This window comes from Peribacillus sp. SIMBA_075, from assembly GCF_046534585.1.
Map to the genome: position 1 here is coordinate 1 of NZ_JAWRYN010000245.1, position 347 is coordinate 347.

Annotated in this window: 1 protein-coding gene; it reads right to left on the reverse strand. The window is 46.1% G+C overall.

The features are described from left to right. Positions 1-305: SDR family NAD(P)-dependent oxidoreductase (locus SB775_RS28080; RefSeq protein WP_410864437.1), on the reverse strand; the 305-nt coding region annotated here is incomplete at its 3' end. Between the last annotated feature and the right edge of the window lie 42 nt (positions 306-347).

The window sequence follows — 347 nt, forward strand, 5'->3', positions numbered from 1 at the left end:
CCTGCAATCGTCAAGCATTTGACGCCTTCCTGCTCTACACGCTTTTTCGTATCCTCTGCATCCTCATGTTCATTTAAGTACACAATGGCGACATGTGCTCCTTCTTTGGCATATGCAACAGAAACGGCACGTCCAATTCCACTATCGCCGCCTGTAATCAGCGCAACTTTCCCTTTTAGCTTGCCAGACCCTTGATACGATTCATCCTCAAAGATCGGCGCAGGATTCATTTCTCTTTCACTGCCTGGCTGCTGACCCTGTGTTTGACGCGGAATGCCATTTGTTAAGTATTCACGTAAATCCATGTGTAAGCTCCTCCTTGATTTGTTGATGTATCCTTTCATTAC